1 protein-coding gene and 1 pseudogene are annotated in these 1186 nt (G+C 68.5%); both read right to left on the reverse strand.

Going from position 1 to position 1186, the window contains the following annotated elements; translation table 11 throughout:
* A partial coding sequence (locus GPA_RS11075) for a PaaI family thioesterase (protein WP_041239513.1) occupies positions 1-396 on the reverse strand: 396 nt, incomplete at its 3' end.
* A gap of 79 nt (positions 397-475) precedes the next feature.
* Positions 476-1186, reverse strand: a pseudogene (locus GPA_RS11080) (hypothetical protein); the annotation flags it as partial.

The raw sequence follows: 1186 nt of genomic DNA on the forward strand, positions 1-1186 counted from the left end.
GTAGCAGGTGGCGGTCATCCTCGCGATGTCCTTGCCTAGGTCATCTTTGACGGTCACGGTGTAGAAGCCCAGATGGCGGCCTGGTTTGTCGCAGACGGACGTGGCGGTGAGCCTCGTGCCCTGCGTCGCGCGCAGGAAGCTGATGTTCGAGTCCACCGACACCGTGGGCTCCTCGCCGATGTTGCAGGAGACGGCCAGCGCGAAGTCCGCGAGCGTGAAGATGGCGCCGCCCATGACGTTGCCCATGGCGTTCTTGTGGATGTCGGCCAGCTCCATCTCGCACACGGCGCGGCCCCGCTCGCCCTCCACGACGCGGCACCCGGCCGCCTGGGTGGCGAAACGGTCGTTGGCGAACACGGCTTCTATCTGGTCGCGGGTGGGGTTGTCGGGGAGCATGGGCGGGTCCTTTCGCATGGGTTCCGGTCGGGTACCGAGAAGGCCCCTCGCGGGGCCTTGGAGGGTAGGGCGGGGTCGGCTACTGCGCCGGGGCGTCGGTGTCGGCGTAGAGCTCCAGCCAGTCGCCGTCCTTCACGGTGACGGTCTGCGAGCTCCCGCGCACCACGTACTTCTCGTCGGTGATGGAGCCGCTGCCGAAGGCCAAATCCCTCATCACGAACGCCCCGCACTCGTTGTCGGCCTCGGCCGCCGCCTCGGGCTCGATGGTGACCGTGTAGGTGCCGGCAGGGATGTCCTCGCCCACGCGGTAGAGCCCGCTGCGGTAGGGCGCGGTCGGCTCGAAGGAGGCGTCGGCGGCGGGGTACAGGCGCAGGCCGTCGGGCGCGTCCCAGGCGAACACCGCGCCCTCCTCGAGCTCCACGAAGTAGTTGCCGAAGTACGTAACGCCGTAGTCCACCTCGTAGCGTGCGTCCGAGGTGGGGCCGAACAGCACGTAGTCGGCCTCGTCCGCGGGGTCTCCCTCCACGTAGTAGAGACCGGGCTCGAGGTCCTTGCCGGCGCCCACCTCGTAGACGCCCGGCGTGTGCTTGCCGTCGACCGTCCGGCCGTCCGGCAGGTCGAGCATGTCCTTGATGTACTCGATGCTGAAGTCGACGTCCGCGCCGTCGTAGCCGCCGGAATCGCCGTAGCCGTACCGGTAGCCGTCGTCGGACTCGTACCCGTAGCTGTTATGGTAGCCGCCGTAGCGGCCGTCGACTGCTTCCGAGACGATGGCGCAGGCCGTGCAGCT

This window comes from Gordonibacter pamelaeae 7-10-1-b (genome assembly GCF_000210055.1).
Taxonomy (GTDB): domain Bacteria; phylum Actinomycetota; class Coriobacteriia; order Coriobacteriales; family Eggerthellaceae; genus Gordonibacter; species Gordonibacter pamelaeae.